General features: G+C 56.9%; 19 protein-coding genes and 1 tRNA gene. 5 read left to right on the forward strand and 15 right to left on the reverse strand.

Annotation, left to right across the window (positions count from 1 at the left end; all coding sequences use genetic code 11):
* Positions 1-65 precede the first annotated feature (65 nt).
* From V473_RS13585 to V473_RS13590, 3 genes are all read right to left on the reverse strand, one after another.
* A complete protein-coding gene (locus V473_RS13585; protein ID WP_082679138.1) occupies positions 66-1,862 on the reverse strand; it encodes a DUF5131 family protein in 1,797 nt (598 codons plus the stop codon).
* Between the two features lie 1,013 nt (positions 1,863-2,875).
* The gene (locus tag V473_RS24120; protein WP_216628555.1) at positions 2,876-3,028 is read right to left on the reverse strand and encodes a hypothetical protein; all 153 of its coding nucleotides are present in this window, start codon (positions 3,026-3,028) and stop codon (positions 2,876-2,878) included.
* A gap of 16 nt (positions 3,029-3,044) precedes the next feature.
* Positions 3,045-3,332: a hypothetical protein gene (locus V473_RS13590; protein ID WP_066605953.1), complete on the reverse strand. Its 288-nt coding sequence runs from the start codon at positions 3,330-3,332 to the stop codon at positions 3,045-3,047.
* Positions 3,333-3,558: 226 nt separating this feature from the next.
* Between V473_RS13590 and V473_RS13595 the strand changes: the two genes are divergently transcribed.
* From V473_RS13595 to V473_RS23600, 3 genes are all read left to right on the forward strand, one after another.
* On the forward strand, positions 3,559-4,119 hold the full coding sequence (locus V473_RS13595; protein ID WP_066605950.1) for a recombinase family protein: 561 nt from the start codon (positions 3,559-3,561) through the stop codon (positions 4,117-4,119).
* A gap of 852 nt (positions 4,120-4,971) precedes the next feature.
* Entirely contained in the window at positions 4,972-6,696 is a 1,725-nt protein-coding gene (locus tag V473_RS23595; RefSeq protein WP_148648399.1) for a zinc ribbon domain-containing protein, read from the forward strand.
* Complete coding sequence (locus V473_RS23600; RefSeq protein ID WP_148648400.1) at positions 6,693-7,526, forward strand: hypothetical protein; 834 nt, start codon at positions 6,693-6,695, stop codon at positions 7,524-7,526. Before V473_RS23595 ends, V473_RS23600 begins: the two co-directional genes overlap by 4 nt.
* 192 nt (positions 7,527-7,718) lie before the next feature.
* Here the strand turns inward: V473_RS23600 and V473_RS23605 are convergent, their stop codons facing one another.
* Both V473_RS23605 and V473_RS13600 read right to left on the reverse strand, forming a co-directional pair.
* The gene (locus V473_RS23605) at positions 7,719-9,266 is read right to left on the reverse strand and encodes a site-specific integrase (RefSeq protein ID WP_330219423.1); all 1,548 of its coding nucleotides are present in this window, start codon (positions 9,264-9,266) and stop codon (positions 7,719-7,721) included.
* 140 nt (positions 9,267-9,406) lie between these two features.
* A tRNA-Gly gene (locus V473_RS13600) sits at positions 9,407-9,480 on the reverse strand.
* A gap of 216 nt (positions 9,481-9,696) precedes the next feature.
* Here V473_RS13600 and V473_RS22975 point away from each other — a divergent pair.
* A complete protein-coding gene (locus tag V473_RS22975; RefSeq protein ID WP_082679139.1) occupies positions 9,697-10,494 on the forward strand; it encodes a TIGR04255 family protein in 798 nt (265 codons plus the stop codon).
* Positions 10,487-11,002 (forward strand): hypothetical protein, encoded by a 516-nt coding sequence (locus tag V473_RS23610; protein ID WP_148648402.1) that lies wholly within the window; start codon positions 10,487-10,489, stop codon positions 11,000-11,002. The genes V473_RS22975 and V473_RS23610 overlap by 8 nt, the downstream gene beginning before the upstream one ends.
* 465 nt (positions 11,003-11,467) lie before the next feature.
* On the opposite strand, the gene V473_RS13610 is transcribed toward V473_RS23610, so the two are convergent.
* The 10 genes from V473_RS13610 to V473_RS23620 form a co-directional block, all read right to left on the reverse strand.
* Positions 11,468-12,577, reverse strand: a complete 1,110-nt coding sequence (locus V473_RS13610; RefSeq protein WP_082679140.1) for a site-specific integrase — start codon at positions 12,575-12,577, stop codon at positions 11,468-11,470.
* Positions 12,550-12,768 carry a hypothetical protein gene (locus V473_RS23615; protein WP_066605986.1) on the reverse strand — a complete coding sequence of 73 codons (219 nt, stop codon included), beginning with the start codon at positions 12,766-12,768 and terminating at the stop codon, positions 12,550-12,552. The genes V473_RS13610 and V473_RS23615 overlap by 28 nt, the downstream gene beginning before the upstream one ends.
* The gene (locus V473_RS13620) at positions 12,765-13,274 is read right to left on the reverse strand and encodes a hypothetical protein (protein ID WP_066605988.1); all 510 of its coding nucleotides are present in this window, start codon (positions 13,272-13,274) and stop codon (positions 12,765-12,767) included. The genes V473_RS23615 and V473_RS13620 overlap by 4 nt, the downstream gene beginning before the upstream one ends.
* Positions 13,271-13,555, reverse strand: coding sequence for a hypothetical protein (locus tag V473_RS13625; protein ID WP_148648403.1), 285 nt, complete (start codon positions 13,553-13,555; stop codon positions 13,271-13,273). The genes V473_RS13620 and V473_RS13625 overlap by 4 nt, the downstream gene beginning before the upstream one ends.
* Positions 13,552-15,288, reverse strand: a complete 1,737-nt coding sequence (locus tag V473_RS13630) for a DNA cytosine methyltransferase (protein ID WP_066605994.1) — start codon at positions 15,286-15,288, stop codon at positions 13,552-13,554. Before V473_RS13630 ends, V473_RS13625 begins: the two co-directional genes overlap by 4 nt.
* Entirely contained in the window at positions 15,285-15,680 is a 396-nt protein-coding gene (locus tag V473_RS13635; protein ID WP_066605996.1) for a hypothetical protein, read from the reverse strand. The genes V473_RS13630 and V473_RS13635 overlap by 4 nt, the downstream gene beginning before the upstream one ends.
* The gene (locus tag V473_RS13640) at positions 15,677-15,901 is read right to left on the reverse strand and encodes a hypothetical protein (protein WP_066605998.1); all 225 of its coding nucleotides are present in this window, start codon (positions 15,899-15,901) and stop codon (positions 15,677-15,679) included. Before V473_RS13640 ends, V473_RS13635 begins: the two co-directional genes overlap by 4 nt.
* Positions 15,898-16,044, reverse strand: a complete 147-nt coding sequence (locus tag V473_RS24125; RefSeq protein ID WP_169793945.1) for a hypothetical protein — start codon at positions 16,042-16,044, stop codon at positions 15,898-15,900. The genes V473_RS13640 and V473_RS24125 overlap by 4 nt, the downstream gene beginning before the upstream one ends.
* A 71-nt stretch (positions 16,045-16,115) precedes the next feature.
* Positions 16,116-16,520 carry an HIRAN domain-containing protein gene (locus tag V473_RS13645; protein WP_148648404.1) on the reverse strand — a complete coding sequence of 135 codons (405 nt, stop codon included), beginning with the start codon at positions 16,518-16,520 and terminating at the stop codon, positions 16,116-16,118.
* Between the two features lie 7 nt (positions 16,521-16,527).
* Positions 16,528-17,160: a hypothetical protein gene (locus V473_RS23620; protein ID WP_148648405.1), complete on the reverse strand. Its 633-nt coding sequence runs from the start codon at positions 17,158-17,160 to the stop codon at positions 16,528-16,530.
* Positions 17,161-17,165 lie beyond the last annotated feature (5 nt).

Raw genomic sequence — 17,165 nt, forward strand, 5'->3', positions numbered from 1 at the left:
CGGGCAATTGGCTGCTGGGCGGAAAAGTGCCGGACGGGCATTGGCCAAGTCCGGCAATGTTGACCTCAGCGCTTCATGCCAAAGCGTTGAAATTTCAGACCGTGGTCCAGCGCGACACGCGGGAACTGATGCCAGATGCGACCGTCGAGAAGGACGTCATTATCTCCCGCCTTCCGCTCATGCTTTTTGCCATCCGGTCCATGAGCGCCCCATTGCTTAAAGAAAAACGCCGTGCCCGCACCCACCGCGCGATCTCGGAGGCTTCGTGCCCAGTCGATGTGCATTGGCTCCGCTCCGTTCCCGCTTTCGCCACCGACGATCAACCAAGATATGTCAGTAAGATCAAGCGACGGCATACCATCGACTGCCAGAGGCTCGGCACTTATGAACTTGGTTGCGACCGGTATCTTGCGCAATTCATCAGCGCGCCAAACTTCCTTGTCCTCTTCGATGGTTGCACCGATCCAAATGTTCTCCGGCCAGCGCAGGGTATCGGCCAGAGCAGCGGCCCTTTCCGGACGTTTGGTCAGCCATTGAAAAATGTGCTGGGGGAATGCGGCGCACCCATCAAGCATCTCCTGAATGATTTCGACCGGCAGCGTCTCGTGGAATGGGTCGGAGAGCGAGGTGAAGAAAACGAGACTCGGCTTCTTACCCCACGTTTTCGGCCGTTCCGTCAGGACACGCCGATCATATCGAACCTCGCCCGTCCACAGCGCTTTGCCACGGTCCCAATATGCCAAGCCTTTGTGCAGGTTGTGCATGCCGCGCGCGATAAGTGCGGTTGCATAGCAATGCTTGCATGCCCGGCTGACCTTCGAACAACCGGCAATGCAGTTGAGAGTGTGGCCCGTCCAACCGATCTTGTTTGCCCATTTGAACAGTGGTTCGATCTCGCTGAACTCAACCGAATTCAGCGGTGCGGGCGTATTGTGAACAGTGGGCAATATCGATGCGGCGGGCACGCGGCGGAACGATGTAGCTGTGTTCAGCCTAGACTCCCATGCTAATCCGTTACGCAACGCACGCTTCCGATCAACTGCCTCATCCACGACAGCGGTCCAATTACTCGTGGGCGGCGCTGGCAGCCTACGATGGTTCCCATTGGGAAGAAGCAGGCGGTCAAGCATGGTGCGGGCCGTATCGGGCGAAAATGACGTATGATATTCCGCGATATTGACCAGTGTGCGCGCTGTCAGCAGTTCGATCCGGTTGAACTCGCTGGTGAACCATTCGAGGGTTCGGACTACCGTTTCCCGGCTGATCTGCTGCTTGGCAGGCGTGAACCGCAAAAGGTCCGTGGTCAGCGCAACGGACACCGCATAATCATAATTGGCGCGGCGGTCATAGCTGATGGTCACCGGCGGAACACGATTGAATAGGGCACGGAGATGCTCGCCGCGAACCTTGTCGGTTGCGGCAATTTCATCGAGCGGAGTGTTGGTCGTGACAACCATCGGCACGCGCACATCCATGCCATCATACATGCCGGTTCCGGCACGATCCGTAGCAATCTTGAGCAGGTTGAGGCACTTGTCACTTCGAAAAATGACATCGGCCTCTTCCATCACGACGAGCCGCCGTTCTTTTGGCCTGCCGCTATTGTGCACTTTCGCTTGCTTAAGCGACTGCACCACGTCCCGATAGCTGGAAGGATTGCAATAGATCGGAGGGAGACCGCGATCGGTGAAGGACTTGATCGCCTCCAACGCAGCGTGAGTCTTACCGCAGCCGCCGGGGCCACTTATCCAAGCGACGGGCATTTCGCCACTCTCGACCTTGTTGATCATTTCTGTCGCTGCCCTGAAGCTCTGGGCGACGTCGCTGTCTCGTCCAGCGTCTATTCGTTCTTTCAAGTTCATGTTCCGTTTCCTTGTGCTTGCCAGTGTGCGTAATAAGAGGTCGACCTCCCGGACCGGGCGCTTGAGGGCGCGACGATCCAGCCCGCCGGAGCGGACATTTTTTTAGAAAACCTTGGGAAGCCCCCGTGAGGGCACCAAGATGGCGCTCGATCAAGGAGCCGTGGCTACCCTGATCTCCCTACGCCGAAGGGATGGAACGGCTGATGCCCGTGGACATCGAACCGGTCTCGCGCTGGCCAGCATCGTGACAAGAAGCGTCTTACATGCACCGTTTTTCAGGGTCGAACGATTGATCTCAAGATTCAAAGCGAGGTGAGGGGAAATCGTATCGCCTCGGATTGATCAGGCTATAAATGGCCAGAATACTGACGTTCGAGCAGGAGCCGCCCACGCGCTATTCACACCAGTGGCGGGTGCTATGATATAGTTACCGGCGCAGGGGCGATCGCGTGGATCATCGAGACAAGAGGTCAGTCCGGCTGATACGTCGCTGATGATTTCGACTGATGGATGTCTGCGAGGACGCTCTCGGCTCGGCCGCCTTCGCGTCGCTCGTGATCAAGGACGGATCATCCGCTCTGCTACGCGCCGCGTCCATCCGTCCCTGATCAAGTGCTTTGAATGGCTGATTGCCCCCCAGAGGGGGGGGCTAACTGGTTTTCCTAATAATATAGCCCAATACCGATAATACCCCCCCGCGAGAGTGGGGGGGGAGCCAACGGCTGGGGGGTAGCGCAGCGGGCGCGCGCGGGCGGTCCAGTATCAGCCGGACTCGGCCTGCTTCCCGTTGATGTGCATTGAGATCAACTGACAACGATCGAGGAGCTGGTCCCGGCGGGAGCAGCGGGGTGATCGGCAGGCAGTCCGAGTGACGCCGCCGGGCGTCCTCGCCGACAAGATCACGCCATCGGATGACCGGTCGTCCCTTCCACCTCATTGATCAGCATCACCGACATTCCTGTCCGCGATTTTGACCACACGATCCCGCCATCACGATCGGCCGCCGACACTTCTTATATACGGTGCTCCCACAGCCCTGATTCCACGACGGTCGCGCCCGTCACTTCATTGATCATCAGGCTGGACGATCCCCAGCTTTCCCCGATCATCCCCAGACGATCTCCCGGCACGATGCCGTCGATGATCTCCGGGCTGACGATTTCCACCGACGATCTCGCCCAACTATGGCTGACCACCATTGATCGCGGGCAAGGTTCGCCGGGGACGATCCTCCAGACCATACATCTGGATGTCCTCGGGGCTGGCCTTATATATGGTCGGCTTGTCGGAGGCGTCGATGCGATAGGGATATGCGGTGCCGGTGGTGATATCGACCCAATCACGGCATTGGAAGCCAGCGTTCAAATAGCTGATCCTCGCACGGATGTGCAGGACCTCGCCGATCAGGCGACCGTCGAGCTGGTCCTCTTTAATGACGTAGTCGCCGAGGCGGAGATCGTAGAGGTCCATCGTTGGGCTCCCATCGTTGCCGGTCGATCATATGCCCAGATCGGAATTTTGTCGAAGTTGTTCAACAGCTTGCCTATGATCCGACTTCATGAGAATCTGCCCCACATGGGTAAGGGGTGGCAATACGATCGGCGATACGCGATCGGCGTGCTGTATGGGGCCAATATCGGCTTACAAGACAGTCGGATGCCAACCTCTAGACCCATATGGGGCGATTGGAGACAACATGGGCAAGGTTCTCGGTTACGCACGCATCTCGACTGATCAGGGGCAGGACATCGCCTCCCAGAAGGCCAAGCTGGAATCGCTCGGTGCCGTGGTCGTGTTCTGCGATGTCGGGAGCGGCATGAGCCTGACCGGTCGGGACCAGCTTGAGGCTGCACTTCGACTTCTCGATTGTGGGGACCAACTTCTTTGCCTTCACCCGGATAGGATCGCACGAGATACCTCCGACCTCCTCGCCGTCGCCAAGCGCATCATCGAGAAGAAGGCGATCCTGCGCATCCACGATCCCGCGATCACGATCGACGGCAGCGATCTCATGGGGGAAGTCCTCCTGACCGTCTTCGGACTCGTCGGTCGCATCGAGAAGCACTTCATTTCTGCCCGGATTCGGCGCGGAATAGATGCCCGCAAGCTCAAGAATGACGGTGCCTATATCGGCCGCCGCCCTACCATCGATCCGGACCGTATCCGGGAGCTTCGGGATCAGGGACTGGGACCTACCCAGATCGCCCGCACGCTCAAAATCGGCCGCGCCAGCGTCTACCGGCTTCTCGCCGCCTGATCATCTCGTCGACCAGATAGGCGTCCAATCGGAACCCCACCTTCACCGCCCACGGTCATCACCAGCATCGCGCCGAGATCATCTCGCCCGATCGTCGGCCCGGTATCGTCGCGGCCGCATCGTCATCCACCGACTATCGACGCTCATGCTCTGGGCGACCGTCGATCCACATCATGGAGACCAGCATGAAATCACGCTCGAAGAAGCCGGAGGCAGCGTCTGCCGCCCATGCTCCTTCCCATGATCAGGGAGAGAGCGTTGCCGGGATCATCATGGATATCGAAGGCGAAGCTGGGGACGATGGGGTGGAAATGATGGGTATGGACGCTGGTTCACCGAAGCACGCCAAAGCCACCCGTCAGTCCCCCGCTACCCGCTCCAGCCGCTGCCAAACCCCTGAAAATCAACGAAAACCTGCCAAAAAGTGGGTCACTTCGCGTGTTTGGGACACAGAGGTGGGTCACAATGACCCATCGAAAATCAACCTAACACCATCAAAACAAACAGAATATCCCATTCCAATGTGGGTCACAAAGGTGGGGCACAAACGATGGCCGCGCGGACTGTCGCTACGAGGATCGACCTTTCAATATCGGGTGCGCGTTCCGGTCGATCTGAGGAAGGATTTCGGGTGCAGAGCCCACAGATCGAGATGGTAGTGAATATCCCATTGTAGCCATCAAGAATGTGGGTAGCGTCATCACCGGAAGATGGGACTGGGGTAGGAAATAGAGTCTTGACCCGCGTGTTTGGGAATGAAAATGGGTCTAATTTATCGGTCGCGCATTGACCGGCTCTTGGCTCAAGCTGTAGCACCAACTTATTATAACAGCTGAATTGGTCTTAACTAAAATGAGCGACGATCTTTTTGCGACGGATAGTCTGGAGCTAGACGACGGCATCGACCTTTCAAAATATATCGAACAAGCGGAATATTTGCCCCCAGACGCTTTCGATGCACTCACCATCGACCATCCTTATGAGGCAGAAATTGTTCGTAAACTTGCATCGGGTGGGGCAAAATTGCTCGTCGGCCCTAGAGGCTGCGGCAAAACAACATTGATGTTACGTGCGTATCATAAAATGGCTCGTGAGCGACAATTAAAAACATTACCTGTATATGTTAACTTTAAATTATCTCTCAAACTTGAACCTCTGTATCAAACTACTCCCAATGCAACATTTTGGTTCAGAACTTGGCTTATATTGAAAATATATGAAGCTCTTCACTCTGCTATTTCGTTAGCTGGACATGATTCAGAAGCTAGTCCGCTACCTGCTTTAGACGAAGTGAGCAGTGCATTGCTGATTATTGAAGCAGGTGATCCATCCGCATTCAACCAATCAATTGAATACCACTCTAACGAGCTTTCTGAAATAATCGAGGAAACTCTCTCAATTTTCAAATACAGTCGCTGCGTTCTTTTACTTGACGACGCAGCACACGCTTTCTCGCCGAAGCAGCAGGAAGATTTTTTCGACTTCTTCCGGCGAATCAAGGGTCAAAGGATTGCTCCAAAAGCGGCTATATACCCCGGCATAACAAACTTATCTCCAAGTTTTCACGTTGGACATGACGCTGAGCAAATCGATGTTTGGATCAGACCAGACAGCGACGGCTATATTGACTTCATGCGCGGCGTGGCGGCAAGTCGCTTTGGAGGTTCAATCCCCTCACAGTTGGCCAGCGACCCGGATATAATTCCATTTCTAGCTTATTCAGCGTTTGGGATACCGCGCGCTTTTTTGAATATGATCCGGAACATGGAATCGATTATTAATTCAGGAAAGAGCAGTATAGATAGACGAAAAATAATAGAGGCCGCAAAACAAAGTAGGCAGGATGCCCATGCAGTTTTTGATTCTCTTATATTTAAACTTCCTATGTATAAAAAGTTTATATCTAGGGGAGACGATATATATACGCAAATCATATCTCTTATAAAAGATTTTAATCGCCAAAAATCTTTGGATAACCAAGGTGTCGAGGTAGCAATACGTCGTCCAGTATCTTCAGAACTTGGTAAATTAATCGGATTTTACCAATACGCTGGCTTGATTATGCCGAGCGGTGAAAACAGTCGCGGTGACAAGGGCGTATTTGACATCTATTTCGTGCATTTCGCCGATCTAGTAACCGAGAATGCCATTGTTGGACGGCGGACCAAAAGTCTGAAGCAATTTGTGGGTGTACTCGGAGGAGGGCGTCATCAAGCATGGCCTCGGATCAATCCTGACAAGCTGGAAGCATTCGACGGCCAAAGCTCTCAATTCGTGCTCGCCTTGCCACCCTGCCAACAATGCGGATCGGAGCGACCCAGTGAAGGCGCAAAATTCTGTGTGAACTGCGGAAGCCCTCTTACTACCGCATCGGTCTATCACTCGCTGGTGGGCCAAGATATCGTTGCGTTACCCATTACCCCGCGCCGCGCCGCTAAAATAAAAAAGCACTCTGCGATCCGAACAGTGAAGGACATATTGCTGGATAGCACGAAGCAGGAACTAAGAGGCGTTCCGCAAATCGGGCCGAAGTGGGCTGAACGCATATTTCGTTACGCAGAAGAATATGTTGCATGAATGATATCAGGAACTTTGTTCAAGCCATACCGGGGACGGCAAACTTGCCGAACGCATCAATCTATGTTCAGGCGATCGAAAGAAAGTCACCAATTGAACTTTTTTTGCGCAGCCGAACAGAAATCGTTTTAGCAGGTCAAGATTCTTTGATTACAGCTAATCCAATTATTGGGCGTCTATTGATATTAGGTGCAGTGTCGGCATTTGAGAACTATTGCCGTGGCATTCTATCCGGGGCTTTACTCATGTGCCCTATCTCACAGGGGCGGGCATCTGATAAAAATGTAAATTTGGGCGGCGCTATCTGGCACGGCCAATATGGTAACTTTAGTCTCAGCGCTTTTGAGCATAAATCATTCGCTGATGCGAAAGAGCTTAAAAGCGTATTTAAGGATTATTTGAATTTCGAATTAAATGAATCAACATTTGGAGAATTATTGCGTTATTTTGAAGTTATTACGCATTTACGTCACGCTATAGTTCATTCTGACGGTATCTTGCCCGGAAGAAATGCTGTAAAATTAGATATATCTCGGAGCAATTCCGCATTGCGCGTTTGCATTGATCAATCAAAACTTCAAGAATGTTTATTGATTCTTTCGAACTTGGTGACTTTGATCAACCGTGAATTGTTCAGTCAGATGTGCCGTCGGTGGGCGGTAGAATGGAGGGGGCGTGCGGATTGGAACCCGTCAGACGCAAATGATCTTCTCCGAGCGATACTGGACCTGTTCGTTGATCGGGCATACAACTCCACCGTGGCGATAGATGGAGAGATGGGGACAAGTGCCTTGCGTGCAGCCTTGATAGCTCAATACGCGCTGGATTGATGCAGGTGTCCTTAGTCGCTAGATGACGCCGCACATGTTCGTATGTCCTATCCCAGTCCTCCCCGCAAAAATGCCCTCAAAACATAGAGCCTTCCATCGCCAATCACCTACGGGGATAAAAGGAAGAAATGGTGCTACCGATGGGGATTAAACTCACGACTTCAGCCTTACCAAAGATGCAGTTAGTCTTTGTCACGGCAATGGCAGATTTGGAACGAAAAAGGATTTGAGCGCAACGGTAGCAATTGGCGCGTTGCGGATTTCACTTCCCGCCGTAGGTAGTCGATATTGCACAAGGTGGGTCAAATTCAAACCCGAATACTCAATTTTTGATATCGCTTCGAATAGCACGCGAGGATGATAGCCATTTCCATAGTTATCCGCCGCCTCGCTTTGCCCTCCCCCAGTGGTCCAGCCGCCCAGTCGAAGCACAATATCCCGATCTATGCGGGCATTCCGGGCAGCATCGCGAAACCCGTGACGAAACGAATGGTAGCAAGTTTGCGGCGCGCTTGCAGACGAACGGACGAGGAATCGTGCGAACCACCTCGAAAAAGCCACGGAACGAAACCCTTTTGCACCTGCGGGGAGGTCATCAAAAAGTTTGAATGCGCCGTCTCTCTTCTTTCGATCGACGAAATCCATAAAGCCGAGTTGAAGCAGGACCGGATGCACCGGCACGATGCGGGCGCTTGCCTTATTTTTTAGCGATTTGTCCCGTCCGCCCGTGGCGCTGTCTTCTGAAATCACCAGACACGCCACACCTTCAATCAGCCTGATATCAGCTACATCGAGTTGGCATATTTCATTCAAACGCGCGCCGGATAGCAGGCCCAGCAGCGCTACCCAATATCGTGCGCCGGTCGCGATGGTCGAACCGGGCACGGCATAACCGGCCTGCTCATCCTTGCAGCCGGAATACACCGGGGCGGAGAAAATTCTTTGGAGTTGCTGGACAGCAAATGGTCGTCGCCGATCCTGCGGATGAACTGTCTCTGCAAGTTGCAAACCGCGCGATGGATTACGGACGATGTATTCCTCGGCCACAGCCCAGTTCAAGAGGCTTCCGAAGCGGGCCATATACGCATTTAGATTCGTCGGGTTGATTGTCCTGACTTGCGGGTCAGATTTCCCCATGGCTGCTGCATCCCGTGCGGAAAGATCGCCGTATTTCTTGTTATAGTTGACCGGGAGCCATCGGAGCACCTCGAATAAATCGCGGCACGTCTCGCGCGTGATTTCGGCGATCGGCGTCGCACTACCGATAATGTCCTCGACGACCCGGCGCGTTGTTGCATGGGCCAGCATCGTTCGCGCACACCTCCGGCGGGTCGGATCATCAAGATAGCGCTGATAGATGGCCGAAAGTGTAGGCGCAGCAGGCTGACTTTCGGTCTCTCTCGATGGCGACATTATCCCATCGCTGTCGCCGATCGCGACGGACGAAGGTCTAGACTTCGACACAGTGTCGATATTGTCATTCGACGCAAGAAGCCTCGTTTCATATGCCAGCCCGACCACGCGACGCCTCTCCTCAAAAAGCGCGTCAATCTCTACAGCCATCCTCCTGCCCAATCTCACGGCCAGCGAGGGACTGTCCGTGCCAAGCGATCGCTTCACATGGCTGCACCCGAAATCCTTCCTCAGATCGACCGGAACGCGCACCCGATATTGAAAGGTCGATCCTCGTAGCGACAGTCCGCGCGGCCATCGTTTGTGCCCCACCTTTGTGACCCACATTGGAATGGGATATTCTGTTTGTTTTGATGGTGTTAGGTTGATTTTCGATGGGTCATTGTGACCCACCTCTGTGTCCCAAACACGCGAAGTGACCCACTTTTTGGCAGGTTTTCGTTGATTTTCAGGGGTTTGGCAGCGGCTGGAGCGGGTAGCGGGGATCGAACCCGCATCACAAGCTTGGAAGGCTAGTGCTCTACCATTGAGCTATACCCGCATTTCAACGACTTAGTGCCATCTACGTCAGACGTTTTACAGCGTGATTTACAGAAGCGTCTGCCGATGGCAGGCCTTTGCCATGAATCCGCGACTTACGTCAACCGCGCCAACAGCGAAAAATTGGTCTCTGAAGGAGGTGAGCCGACGTTAACCATTGACCCTAGTTGCCAACGGAAAGAAAGTCTCATAACGCGGGCGATGTAAGGGGTGCATAATGGCAGCGGACGAGATCACGTTTAAAACTCCTCCTGTTACAGAAGTTGGTTTTTCAATTTCGACAGCGTTGCCGGAAATCGTGCAACCCTATGATGTCAAAGGCGCTCACGACGCCTTTCGAGCAGAATTTCCAGAAATTGAACGAGTTGCACCGACTCAAGGCTTGGGCGTAGCCGCGTTGATGGGAGCGCCGCCTGCTCTGCTTGGGACCGATCTTGGAGCGAGTCCACGTTGGTGGTTCAAAACGTCACAAGGTGAGCAGGTGCTCCAAGCGCAAGAGCGTTTTTGGTCTTTCAACTGGCGTCGAAATCCCTTCTTGGAAGAGCATTCCGTCTATCCAGGTTATGCTGAGTTGAGAGACCGCGCCCGGCGACATGCCGAGGCACTGAGGCAATGGCATGCGGATAATGGAATGCCGTCTGCTAGTCCTACCGCATCTGAACTTCTTTACGTGGATACCGTCTGCATTGAGCGTCCAAAAAGATTAGGTGACGTTTTTTCGTTCTGGAATAGCGATCCAAGCGGCGCATTTTCCACAGCTGCTTTTAATCTTTCTTGGCTTGAGCCGGTGGGCGAAGCGCGTGGAACGATGAACGTCACGCTGAACCATATAATGCCGGCGGACGTTGATCCGCATCCAGACCGTGCATACTTCCAAGTCACTTTCATAGCGGGGGCACTAGTCTCTGGATGGGAGGATGCCTTCGAATTTTATGACCTTGCACATTCAGCAATTACACATAGATTCCTCTATATGCTGACTGATGAGGTCAAGAAGGAGTGGATCGGTGAATAGCGCGATGATGATGCCTCTTGTGGCGAATCGCACCATGTCGTTTGGCATCTGTAATGGCGCCTTCCCGGCGGCTATTAATGCGACCTCGCTGATCGGGGACAAAGCAACACGATCCTCTCTCGTCGGAGGCTTCAGCAATACGGCGAGCGACCGCTCGAACACGGATCACAAGGCATGGTTCACAGCTTCGTTGGATGCAGTTTCCAAACTTGATTTCAACTGGGACGGTTATGGTGCGGAGCCTATACCGGCTTCGGTAGTGAACCAGATGAAAAGCCTGCTCACAAAGCTACTACCAGCAAGTAGTGGCCCCGGCTCTATCGCTCCTGCGGCAGACGGCTCGCTTCAAGCCGAGTGGCATTTCAGGGAAGCATCTTTCGGACTGGTCGTTGACGACGATAACGTACCTACGGCTTGGTTGCGCGTCGGAGGCGTTGAACGTGAGCAATCAGGTCTCGATGCATTGACAATGTTTTCTACAGTGGCGCGCTCACTCCTGCATGTGTGAGCCGACTGCACAAGACTACCATTCGGACCAGCGGATCGACGACTCCGGCATACTTGGACCGCATTTGCTTGTCCGTCATCTTGTAACTCCGATGCATGTAGTACCTTGCCCCATAAACGGGGTCCGAATTTCTTCCCAAGCCTTCGTCACTCGGAAGGAGCATGCTGGGGTTTCAATCGATCTTGAGTGCTTGTTAGCGGCAGCTGGGCTAGCTCCTGATGCGAGATTTGGCACGCTGAGGGATACGTTAGCTGTGGGCGTGGTAACTGCTGCTGACGCGCGCGCTGTCGCCAAGGGGGCTGCCTGGACGCCGAAGCCAGCGGAACCTGAGCTGAAGGGAACTGCGGCAGAGGCCAATCCGTATCACGGCGAAATCATTTTGGGCGATTTGGGTAGTTCAGCTCGGAAGAAAGCGAGCCGCGGCTTGAGCGAGAGCTGCAAGGTGATCCGCATCGCTGCGCAATCTTAAGCTCCCAAAAGCCGTCTTCCCAAAGCGACTACAATGGCCGCGTCGTCAACATAGTGTGCGCGAATTTCTGCAACCTGTTCGGGCGACCAACCCATCAGATTGCCAATTTCCTTGTCGGTCAGGTTGAGGCCCGGCGCGGTCATCAGCTTCGTGGCATAGGTGCCGCGAATGTCGTGCAGATGCTTCCACCGCTTTTCGCCGTCGCTGTCGACGTGATGCAGATCTGTTTCGCGAACGGCCTTGCCGAACGATCCCGACAGGCCATTGCCTGACCATGGCGTGCCGTGGCTGGTAACCAGCACGGTTTCGACGCCGGACTTGCGGGGCCGGGTTTTCAGATCGTCCAGCAACAGCTGAAGGGTCGGCAGGATCGGCATCACGACGCGGCGGCGTTTGCCCCGGCTTTTCTTGCGGGCGATGCGGGTGATGGCGACGTCGCCGATCTCCGACCATGTCAGGCCGATCAGGTCGGCGCGGCGCAGGCCGGTCTGGGCCGCCAGCGCCGCCACATCGCGAAGCGACTGCACGACCTTGTCATGGCTGTTCCATGTTGCGAAATCTTCGTCCGTCCAGATGATCTCCGCCCGCTGGGCGTTGCGGTACAGCGTCGGGATGCCGCTGGCGATATTGACAGTGACCTGTCCGCGCAGGCGGGCGAATTCGAGCAGGCGTGTCAGCTGAGCGATGGCGATATCGGCCGCGCGCGGCGTTTCCGCCATACTGTCGCGCCACTTCACAATCTGGGTCACCATGCGCGGGTTGCACCACAGGCGTAGCGGCACCTCTCCCCACTTCGCTTCGATCTTGTCAAGCGCCCTGCCCCATGTATCCCGAGTCGATGCCTCCAGCGCCTTCCATTCGGGGCTGGCACGGTATGACGTAGCGAGGCCGGCGACCGTGTCCTTCGGGACAGGCTTCGCCGCTTCCAGCGCAGCGCCGATCGCGATGATATCGGCCTTGGTGATCGTGGGCTTGGGTCCGCCCTCAACCGTGCGAATGCGCGGGCCGCCGCGCCAGGCGTAGATGTAATGGCGAACCGGCTTCCCCGCCTTGCGCGACGTCACGATGTGGACGCCCTCTACCCCAGTTTTCCGCTCATTAGCCATTCGTCAAATTCATCCTTGGGCGCGGCTGTGGGAATCGCTGCGCGATCGAAAATCCGGATCGTCCCGTCAGGACATATCTCCAGGCCGCCGGGGTCAATCCCCATTTCTACCGCCGCTTCCTTCGCATGGCGGATGGCAACCTTGCCGGGGTATACCGCCTTGTCGCGGCGGCGGGGCGTGTGTGCGTTCATGCTGCCGCCCTTCCCGCGCAGCTACGGCGCGTCTCAGCTTCGACATAATGGGCGATGCCGGGTTGCTCGCTGTCGGGCAGATCGCGGCGGTACCAGGCGAGCAGGTCGGCGAAGCACCAGTAGCGTTCCCATTCGGCGAAGAAGCGCGTGGTGGCTTCGCCATAGCGGGTCGCCATTTCCGCCATCGGCATATCCTGCGCCCATGCGTCCTGCACGCTGCTGTCCGAGGCGGCGAAGGCGCGGCGCATCGCGCGCTCGGCCCGGCGGGTGCTTTCCTCCAGCGCCTCGACCTTTTCGGCCAGCGTCGCCGGCGCGGCCTCGATGCGCTCCAGCGTCACGACCCAGCGCCAGTCCGCTGCGATGGCATGCCAGACGCGGATTTCCTGCGCGGCCTGATCGGCCGGGAGCTTGCCCGCCTCAATCAGCGTAGGATATTGGGCCTCGCGGCGCTGGACGGCGGCGGCGGCTTCGTTGGCGAGCGGGGCGAAGCGATCGAGGAATGTCATGATGCCGCTCCGGCTTTTTTCCGCTCTATCTCCGCATTGAGAATCACTGTCCGATCGAAGCGAGCGGCGAAGAGCGCTGCCAAGTAGTCCCGAACCTTTTCCTCCGACCCCGGCTTAACGAGGATGGCCGCGCTGTCCGCTATCGCGCGTATTGCGCCATCCAAAATGCTGTGTGAGCAGTGACCTGTGCCCATTTGACAAGCGATCGCTTGCATCACTGCTTCGCCTGATGCTGCGCAGGCTGCGCAACCGCATTCAACCGGCACGTTGCGATCTGTCATGCCGCGATCCTTTCCGCGCCGTCGTCGTTGGCGACGTTGGCGCGGGCCAGCGCTTCGGACATGACGGGCGACACGCTGTTGCCGCACATGCGGACCTGCGCCGTCTTCGTCAGCGGGCGGCCGTTGACCATGAGGTCGATGATGTAATCGGGCGGGAAGCCCTGCGCGGCGAACAGTTCGCGCGGCGTCAGCATCCGCATGCCGATGTCTACGATGACATAGTCTTCGCCGCCGATCGTCACCACGACCAGGCCGAAGCGCGCCTTTGACGTCACCGCGTGGAGCGGCTCGCCCATCGTCTGGCCATGCTGGGCCGCGCCGTAATATTTGACCAGGAAGGCGCGGACCTCGCCAAAGTGGCCGCCGCCGCTCGTCAGGGTGCCGATCGGGGCGTCGTTGCCCTGTCCCACGCAGTTGTTGCGCAGCTTGACCAGATGGCTGGCCACGACGCCTTGCTGCGTCCCGCGCGCCGTGATGGTGCTGACCGGCGTTTCCGCACTGTGCCCGGCGTGCAGGCCGCCACGCGGCATCGTGTTGTGCTGGGCCATGAAGGCGGCGACCAGATATTGATGCGCGCCGCCGGCGGTGATGGTGTGGGTCGGCTCGCCTGCATCGGTATGGGGCTTGCCGCTGTTCCGCATCGTCATGATGTGCGGGGCTATGACCGCAAATCGGTTTTCCGTCGTTTGCGTCGGCAGAGGATCCTCGACGCGATGCCCGCGAAATTCACCCCCGGCGCCTTGGCCATAATATGGCGACAGGAACGGCGTGACGACGGCGAACTCTCCGCCCTTGGCCGTGGTGATGGTCCGCAGCGGTTCCTCGCCGCTATAGACCCGCCCCGCCCCCCATGTACCATTGCAGACGGGCACGATGAAGGGGTGCGGCGCATTGATGACATAGCGCATGATGCCGGCGGCGATGCGACGGCAGGTGGCATCCTTCAGCGGCCGAGCGCGGGTGAAGATCGACGGGCATGGTATCGTCCAGTCGATGATCTCGGCCGCCGTGCGCCATGGCAGAAGCTGGCCCGCGTCCACGGCCGGGGTGCCGGGCTTGCCATGGCTCGGCCGGGGCCAGACGATCTTCTGGCCGTCGCAGCGGGCGATCATGAAGAGGCGCTTGCGCGAGGTCGGCGCGCCATAGTCGCAGGCGCGCAGTTCCTTCCATTCGACGCGGTACCCGGCGCGGCGCAGCTTCGCCACCCACTGGTCGAACGTCTTGCCCTTCGCCTTCGGGCAGGGGCGGCCGTCATCGGCCAGCGGACCCCATGTCCGGAATTCCTCGACATTTTCCAGCATGATGATCGCGGGGCGCAGCGCCGGGCCGAGGCGGTCGATCCAGTGATGCACGACCCATGCAAGGTCGCGGATATTCTTTTCGACGGGCTTGCCGCCCTTCGCCTTGCTGAAATGCTTGCAGTCGGGCGAGAACCAGGCGAGCCGCACCGGACGCGGGCGCAGCTCGCCATTGTCGTTGGCGAAGCTGACCGCCTCCAGCGGATCGACGGCCCAGACGCTCTGGCATAGGTGCCGCGTCGTCGGATGATTGGCGGCGTGCATCGCCACCGCTTCGGGATCATGGTTGACGGCGACGTCGACCTGTCGGCGCAGCGCCAGTTCAATGCCGGTCGAAGCACCGCCACCGCCGGCGAAGTTGTCGACGATGACGCCGTCGTTCCAGTCGCGCGCAGGCGCGGCGCGATCGAGGTCGAGCAGGAGGGCGTGCTTCATGGCTGCACCTCCGTATCGGTTGGTCCGTCGAGATATCGCGTGACGGCGGCGTAGAATTGGGCTTCGTCTTCGTCCTCTGGCCCGCCCTGCGCGTCGATCGACAGGCGGATGGCGTCGGCCAGATTTTCGGCGACGGAGATAGCAAAGGCAGTGGTTGCCATCTGGTTGCCTTCACGGGCGAACTTCAACAGTTCGTAGACCGCTTCACTCGCGCGGGTGGCTGCCATGCTCGCCTTGGAACGCGCTTCCACGCCAGGCCCGACGGCCGCTTCGATCAGCATCGCGAGGTCATCCCGCTCGATCTGACGAATGGAGCCGAGACCGACCTTATGGTCGAGTGCATAGCGCGCGCCCTCAACGGCGTCGGCGACCGATTGTTCGAAGCTGTTCATAGTGACAGCCTCCGTTCGATCAGGTCGGCGGGCAGGCCGGTGACGCGCTCCAGTTCGGCGCGGAAGGCGTCGCGGGCGATGGACTGGTTTTCCAGTTCACCCTCATATTGGCCGACGATGGTCGTGTCCGCAGCGGTGCGGGCGGCGAGGCTGGCGACATGGCCCGACACCATTTCGAGGTGCAGGCCGGCGAGGCCGAGCGAGGACAGGTGCGCACTCACGCCCAGATCGCCCAGCAGAAGAGCGCGATCGAGCCGACGAGGGCGGCGATCGAGACGAGCATGTAGAGATAGGCGTTGAACTCAGCTTGCAGCGACCGGTCCATGGCCGCCTGCTGTTCGGGCGAGAAATCGGAATAGGGCATTGGTGCCTCCCGTTTGGTGACGGGAGCGCTTAAACACCATATCGGTGTCACATGTCAACACCGATATGGTGTTATTCGTCGTCGTATGTTTCGTCCGGCCACCAATCGGCGTCGTCTGAACCCGGTGGAGGCCAGTCATAGGCCCGACCATCCTGCGCTTCGGGCAACACCGGTGTGGTGCCGTCGAGATGTACCCGGATGGTCGCTCCCCATCGGGCAGGTTCCTGAAAAATAGCGAGCAGGCCACCGCGACTGAGCGCGGTGCCGATAAATTGCGCACGCTCGGCGCGCACATAGCCGATCTGGATGTGGCGGGCGGAGTAGACGGCTATCGCGCGGGGATCGACCGGGTTCTTAGGCTCAGGCACCAAATAAATTGGCTCCCCGGCCACGCACATGGCGATTTCGAACCGACGCGCTGGCCCGGATTTGTTGGGATGATCGGCACCGACGACGGCGAGGCTCAGCCTGCGCATCTGTCCTTTACCTTGGAAGGTTATGGTTCAACCGGTACCGGTCTACGGCCTTTAGAATTCCGCCGACTTCGCCAGCGCTAATTCCATCCTGCCAATCACCCCCAGCCTTGGACCCGAACTTGAAGCGCCAGCCAGCGACCTGACCGGGAGAGAACTTTAATGCTATCGTCTTTAATAATGCTTCATCTGCGTTGAACGCGACATGTTCGCTCAGAGTGCATCCACTTGAAAACGCACCTCCAGAGCATGATACGACGTTGCGAGCAATTTCCGTAACGAGTTCGCTCTTGGGGCCATCCGGGGTTTCGTAGTTAACCGTTGTGTAGAATCTCCAAGGCGACTGGTATGATATGTATTGGTAAACTTGATATGTGGCCTTGCCAGTCTTCTTATCGACAAAAGCTCGGATGAAATTATCATTCCAAACTATTTTCAATAATCCTTGCGTCTCTTTGAAGCATGACTCAGAACTAAGTTTCGCCGTCACATCAAGGCTGTCGTCAGCGACATTGATGCATCCTTGAAAATCATCTGGCGTCATCGACAGCCATTTTTGCATCGCCTTGGGAATTTTTTGTTCAGCATGGCTTGGCGTTGCGATCCCGACTGTCGCAGCCAAAAAAAGCAATACCCCCCTCACTGATG

Source organism: Sphingobium cupriresistens LL01 (assembly GCF_001046645.1).
In the GTDB taxonomy this organism is placed as follows: domain Bacteria; phylum Pseudomonadota; class Alphaproteobacteria; order Sphingomonadales; family Sphingomonadaceae; genus Sphingobium; species Sphingobium cupriresistens.